The organism is Pyxidicoccus trucidator (genome assembly GCF_010894435.1).
GTDB classification, from domain to species: Bacteria; Myxococcota; Myxococcia; order Myxococcales; family Myxococcaceae; genus Myxococcus; species Myxococcus trucidator.
Genome location: NZ_JAAIXZ010000029.1, coordinates 130,077 through 136,285 on the forward strand (window position 1 = coordinate 130,077; position 6,209 = coordinate 136,285).

Annotated in this window: 4 protein-coding genes; 2 read left to right on the forward strand and 2 right to left on the reverse strand. The window is 72.3% G+C overall.

Annotated elements, in window-relative coordinates; translation table 11 throughout:
- Positions 1–53: 53 nt before the first annotated feature.
- Positions 54–2,453: a hypothetical protein gene (locus tag G4D85_RS49080; RefSeq protein WP_205526001.1), complete on the reverse strand. Its 2,400-nt coding sequence runs from the start codon at positions 2,451–2,453 to the stop codon at positions 54–56.
- A 275-nt stretch (positions 2,454–2,728) separates the two neighbouring features.
- On the reverse strand, positions 2,729–3,451 hold the full coding sequence (locus G4D85_RS45875; protein WP_164020981.1) for a class I SAM-dependent methyltransferase: 723 nt from the start codon (positions 3,449–3,451) through the stop codon (positions 2,729–2,731).
- A gap of 130 nt (positions 3,452–3,581) precedes the next feature.
- Here G4D85_RS45875 and G4D85_RS45880 point away from each other — a divergent pair, with 130 nt between their 5' ends.
- Positions 3,582–4,619, forward strand: a complete 1,038-nt coding sequence (locus tag G4D85_RS45880; protein WP_164020983.1) for a ChaN family lipoprotein — start codon at positions 3,582–3,584, stop codon at positions 4,617–4,619.
- Positions 4,620–4,653: 34 nt separating this feature from the next.
- Positions 4,654–6,084: a hypothetical protein gene (locus tag G4D85_RS45885; RefSeq protein ID WP_164020985.1), complete on the forward strand. Its 1,431-nt coding sequence runs from the start codon at positions 4,654–4,656 to the stop codon at positions 6,082–6,084.
- The last annotated feature ends 125 nt before the right edge of the window (positions 6,085–6,209 follow it).

Genomic DNA, 6,209 nt, shown 5'->3' on the forward strand with positions numbered 1-6,209 from the left:
GACGCGGGCCCCTGTCCCGGCCCCGACTCGCGCGGGGCCGGCGTCTCACGGCGTCAGCGGGCCACGGGCCCCGGCGCCACCTCCATGGCGGCCGCTCCCAGCCCGGTGAGCACGCGCCCCTGGATGCGCAGGTTCATCACGTCCTCCTCGGTGGCGAACTCCGTGTAGAAGACGGCCACGCGGCCGCCCAGGGCGGAGACGAGGATGGGGTCATACTCGGGCTCGGGCTGGTGCGTGGCGATGGCCCGCCCCCCCGAATCCCTCACGGTGCCGTTGGTGCGCACGCGCGCGCCATACACGTCGGTGCGGAACACCAGCTGTGGGAAGAACGGCGCGGCGGTGACCTGCTCCCAGGCCAGCCAGAAGTCCGTCCCGTCGAAGGTGGCGGTGACGTTGAGTCGGTTTCTCCCGCCGCCGGTGGCGACGACGCGGGGCGCGGCCTCCAGCACGTCCCCATCGGCGTCCACGCGGACGGCCAGCACGTCTGGGCCCGGGGAGCCGAAGCTGCCCTCCGGCGCGCTCGTCCACGCCACCAGCGTGTTCGTCCCGTCCCACGCAAGCGCGGGCGGCGCGACGAAGGCGGGCCCCGGGTCGAAGAGCCGCTCCGGCACGTCCAGCACCATGCCGTCGTTGTCCACGCGGGCGCCGCGGAGGCTGCGCTCCGTTTCGCCGGGCATGGAGCTGAAGTCCACGTGCACCCATGAGACGAGGTAGCGCAGGTCCCCGGTGGCCACCACCGCGGGGGCCTGCTGGGTGAAGTTCACGCTGGAGATGGGGAAGCCACCGGGGTCCAGCACGGCGCCGCCAGAGCTCACCCGCGTGCCGACGATGTCGGAGGCGTTGCCGAAGAAGGAGCCGCGCCGGTCCGTCCAGACGACGAGGAAGTCGTCGAAGTTGGAGGCTATCGCCGGCTCGAACTGGTCATCCGGCAGCTCGGCGATGGCCAGGCTGGCGGGGTCCAGCACCACGCCCGCGCCGCTCACCCGGGCGCCCCGGATGTCGATGCCGGTGCCGCCGCCGAACGAAGAGCCCTCCTCCCAGACGACCATCCAGATGTCGCCCTCCCACGCCACCGCGGGGTTGCGCGTGTCCGGGCCGGCCGGGAAGGAGAAGGGCACGTCGAGCACGCGGCCATCGGGGCGCACGCGGGCGCCCAGCAGGCGCTGCACCCCGTCGCGCTCCTCGCGCCAGACGACGAGATAGACGCCCGCGCCCAGGGCGGCGGTGGCCGAGGTCTGGGCAAACGCGGAGCGCGTGAAGAGCAGGGCCGGCGAGTCCTTCACCTCCGGCGCATGAGTCACGCGGGTGCCCAGGATGTGGTGCGGCCCGAAGAGCGGCGTGCCGGACTCCGCGCCGGCGTAGGCCACGAAGAACTGGTGGTCCCCCACCGCCACGCCGGGCTGGAGCTCCTCCTCCTGGTCCCCGGAGGAGAGGGTGAAGCCCGCGACGTCCCACACCGCGCCGTCATCCCCCACGCGGGCGCCCCGGACGCGGTGGGGCCCCATCCGGGTGTCGTCCCAGACGACGAGTGACTTGCTGCCACTGGGCGCCACCCGGGGCAGCGACTGGTCCCCCGGGCCGGTGGAGATGGGGAAGCTGCCGGCCCCGTACACCGTCAGCTCCCTCCGGACGCGTGCGCCGTAGATGTCCTCGGTGCCGGCGCGGTCGTCCTGCCACACGAGGAGGAAGCGGTTCCCGGTCCACGTCAGGTCGGGAGCGCGCTGCGCGCCGGGCAGGGTGATGATGGGCACGCCGCCGTCCGGGTCCAGCACGGTGCCGTCCTTCTTCACGCGGGCGCCGTAGATGTCGTCCGCGTCCTCGCCTCCGCGCGCGTCCTGCCAGACGACGGCGAACTGCTTGCCGTCCCAGGCCACGGCGGGACGGAACGCGAAGCCGGGCAGCTCGGAGAGGATTTCGCCGTCCCTCACGTCGCCGTCGGACTCCACCCGGTCGAAGACGACGAGGTCCTCCTCGTCACCGGAGACGACGTAGGCCACCAGGCACACGCCCTTCGTACAGGCGATGCCCGGCGGGCCGAACACCTCGTCGGAGGAGGCGAGGATGAAGTGGCGGCGCACGTCGCCGTCGGACTCCACGTGGGCGCCGAAGACGCCGCTGCCGCTCACCCAGACGACGACGAACTGCTTGCCGTCCCAGGCCACGCGCGGCTCGCCGCCGCCATCCAGGCCGGTGCCCTGATTGAGGGGAATGCCACCCGGGTCCAGCATCCGGCCATCGGGCTTCACGCGGGAGCCGAAGATGTTGCCGTCGCGCTCGTCCTCCCAGACGACGAAGTACTGCTTGCCGTCGAAGGCCACGCCCACCCCGGGACGGGCGGTCGTCTGATTCCGCAGGACGGGCCGGCTCACGTCGAACGCGCTGGAGACTCCCGCGCTCCGCACCGTGGCCTCTCGCGGGTCCCCGGGCCGCTCATGAGGCGCCAGCGGGAGCACGTCCTCCGAAACAGGCTCGGAGACTGTCGCCCCCTCCGCACTGTCCCCACCCTCCGGCGCTGGCCCGCAGGCGAACAACAAGGCCCCGAGCAACACTCCGCCCCACCGCGCCACCGGCGCGCGCCTCCACCCCGTCTGATGCATACGACTCCCCCTCTGGAACGACGGCGGCAAAGGTCATCCGAGCGCGGGCGGACGACAATCCACCCGCGAGGGAGGGAGTGCATCGACCCGTCCGCGCCGGTCCTGCCCGCCGGGAGGGCCTCACCCCGCCGTCAGCGCCGGCACAGGAAGATGTCGTCGAAGGCGCCGTCGCCGATGGGCCGTTGAAGCGTCTCGACACGGAAGCCCGCTTCCGTGAGCACGCGCCGCCAGGTGTCGCGAGAGAAGAGCCCCTCGACGTGCCGGTCATGGACGGCCCGGACGGTGTCTCCCTGTCGCAGCAGGAACGCGTACTCGGTGACGAAGGTGGTGTCCTCGGGGTGGGGGTCCCAGCTCCACATGAGGCCGCGAAGCGAGCGGTCTCCGTCGTCGCCCGTCACTGTCTCCGAGTCGTCCTCGAAGGTCTCCCGGTAGCAGTCCGGCGCGAAGATGGCGGCGCCGCCGGGCCGCGTGTGCACGAAGGTCGTCCGGGCGGCGGCGAGCAGGTCCTCCTCGGTGAGCATGTACATGATGGCGTCGTGGACCAGCACCGCGTCGAACGTCCGCTCCAGTCGGAGCGTGCGCATGTCCGCGACGATGTGCTCGCAGTCGGGGTTCTGCTCGCGGCTCAGCGCCAGCATGTCCGTGGAGAGGTCCGTGAGGGTGCAGCGGAAGCGCTGCTTCAGGAACCGCGCGGTGTTGCCCGCGCCCGCGCCCAGCTCCAGCAGGGTCTCCGCCCGGGACGTCACCACGCGCTCGAACGCCGCCTGGAAGCACCGGGCCTCGTCTTCATGGTCCTCTGGAGGATCAACCAGGTGATACCAGGGGACGAGCTCGCCATAGAGGAGGGGTTGCATGCGCCGGGGTTCTAGCACCCAGCGGCGCCGCTCCTCCCGCGAGGACCTGCTTCCCGATGTCACGCGTCCACCATCCCCGCGCGAAACGGATGGCCCGTGGCGGCGCGGCTGTGGCTGAGTTGCGGTCCTGATGCGTACGCTCCTCGCCGCCTCCGTGCTGCTCCTCGTCTCCGCCTGTGCAAGCTCCGGCACCCCGCGCCCCACGGAGGACTCCGCGTCCAGACAAGGCAGTGCCCGGCCCTCCGACGCGTCCTCCGGAGCCGTCCCGGTGCGCGAAGGTGAATCCTCCGCGCCGCACCGAGACCACCCGCTCGCCGGCCGCATCTGGGACGTGAAGGGCAACCGCTTCGTGGACGAGGCGGAGCTGCTGCGAGCGCTGGCGGGAGCGCGCTTCGTGGTGCTGGGCGAGCGCCACGACCAGGCAGACCACCACCAGCGACAGGCGAAGCTGGTGCGGGCGCTGGCAAGCGGTGCGCGGAAGCCGGCCCTGGCCTTCGAGATGCTGGACGTGGAGCAACAGCCAGCGGTGGACGCGTCGCTCGCGCGGGCCCCGGAGGACACGGAGGCGCTCGCGCAGGCGGTGCGCTGGGCGGACAGCGGCTGGCCTCCCTTCTCGCTCTACCAGCCGGTGTTCGCCGCGGGACTGGAGCGGGGGCTGCCCATTGTCGCCGCCAACCTGCCGCGCACGCAGGTGCGAGAGCTGGTGAAGCGCGGCCCGGAGGCGCTGCCCCCGGCGCTGCGTGAGCGGCTGGCCCTGGACACGCCACTGCCCGAGGACGTGGCCCGACAGATGCGCGAGGAGCAGGACCGGGCGCACTGCGGACACCTGCCCCCGGCGCTGCTCGGGCCCATGGCGGAAGCCCAGCGCGCCCGCGACGCGCACCTGGCGGACCGGCTGCTGGAGGCGGACCGGGGCGACGGGGGAGTGCTCATCACCGGCAACGGCCACGCCCGCACGGACCGTGGAGCCCCCGCGCACCTCGCGCGCCGCGCCCCGGACAAGCAGGTTGTCTCCGTGGGCCTGCTGGAGGTCTCCCCGGAGGCTCCTGCACCAGGCGACTACGCGGCCTCATACTCCGCGAGCACCCTGCCCTTCGACTACGTGTGGTTCACCCCGGCGCAACCCCAGGAAGACCCGTGTGCGCCGCTGCGGGAGCGCAAGCGCTGAAGGCACAACCGGCGCGTGATATGCGGGCGCCGCCATGATGCTCTCTGCTTTCGCCGCTTCGCTGACCCTCGCGCTGGGACAGACCTCAGACACCGTCGCTTCGGACACCGTCGCTTCGGACGCCCTCGCACCGGAGCCGCCCGTGCGGGCCCGGCTCTCGTTCACCGCGAGCGACGCGGACTTCGGCGCGCCGGACGCCTTCACCCGGCTGCATGCGGCGCTGGAAGCCCGCTCGCCGGAGCTGGCCTCGGGCCTTCGGGCCGAGGCCATGCTGTCCTTCTTCCTCAACGCGGTCGGCTCGCAGGGTGTGGGCATCCAGGACAACGCGAGCCTCGTCCGCCTCCGCTACCGGCCCACGTCGTGGGCCTCGCGGGAGGACCTGTCGCTCACCGTGTATCCGCTGTCCTCCACCCGCCTGGCCATGGGCTATGAGCAGCCGGTGACGTGGGCGCGGCAGGCGTTCCCCTCGATTGAGAGCAGCGGCGAGCCGGCGCTGGAGCTGCGGCTGACGCGCCAGCGCTGGGGTGCGTACGCGGCGGTGAAGTCCGCGCGGGTGAGCAACCCCCTGGAGCTGACGGTGGACCGGCGCCTCGCGCTGTTTGCGGGAGCGGGCGTGGACGTGACGTCCGCGTTCCGGGCGGAGCTGGAGGCGACCACGGTGGACAGGGGCGTGGCACCCGCGCCGGCGTTGCTGGGTGAGGAGCAGCCGGTGGTGGCCCGAGGGGTGTCTGGGCGGGTGCAGTGGCACCAGGGCGCGCCGGTGGGCCCCAACGTGGACCTGTCGCTCTACGCGGGGGACCCGACCTTCTTCGAGCGTTTCTTCGAGCCCGAGCTGTACCCGGGCGGCTTCGCGGCGGAGGTGTCGCTGGAGGGAAGCTTCGTGTCGCAGCAACTGGAGGCGGCGGAGGTCGCCAGGGGTGAGAAGGACGAGTCCGCGTCAGCCGCGGCGCTCGTGGCCCGGCTGAAGTGGGACTTCCTGCGGGTCCACGCGCTCGCGTACTACCGGACCGTCACCTTCATCCAGGTCGACGTGCCGGGCTTCCCTCCGTACCAGGCCCTGCCCGAGGACAGCAATCCGCGGTCCGAGGTGTCTGGCTCGGTGGGCGCGGACTACCACTTCCAGCAATGGGGCCTCACGCCGGGACTGTTGCTGCGCGCCACGATGCCGGCGGAGTTCATTGCCAGTCTTGGAGGCAACCTCGGGCTGGCGGACCGGGTGGCCGTGTTGCAGGGCCGCAACGCACTCTCGATTCTCCCGCGGGGCGAGAGCCGGGAGCTGGTGCTGACGGCGAAGGCCACGGTGCGCTGGGACCTGGGCAGCGTCGCCGGCCTCGTGGGCGAGGTGTTCTACACGCGGGACCCGAACCGCACGCGCTTCGAGGACGACGCGACGGGCGTCGGAGACTTCGTCCGCGACGACCCGACCGCGGTGGGCGGCACCCTCCTGCTCCAGGCGAGGTTCTGACTCGACTTTCGCCCTTTTGGGCCGGGAGGCCCAAGCAGGGGGGCGAGGGTAGAAAGGGCTGAGGGTAGGAAAAGAGCGGCCATCGAGGCCAGCTGAGAGAGGTGTCCGGCAAGACACGCCTCCTC

What these genes read in the sequence shown, in the direction of transcription:
- G4D85_RS45885 (WP_164020985.1), top strand. Translation starts at nt 4,654, where the DNA reads ATGATGCTCTCTGCTTTCGCCGCTTCGCTGACCCTCGCGCTGGGACAG.
- G4D85_RS45880 (WP_164020983.1), top strand. Translation starts at nt 3,582, where the DNA reads ATGCGTACGCTCCTCGCCGCCTCCGTGCTGCTCCTCGTCTCCGCCTGT.
- G4D85_RS45875 (WP_164020981.1), bottom strand. Translation starts at nt 3,451, where the DNA reads ATGCAACCCCTCCTCTATGGCGAGCTCGTCCCCTGGTATCACCTGGTT.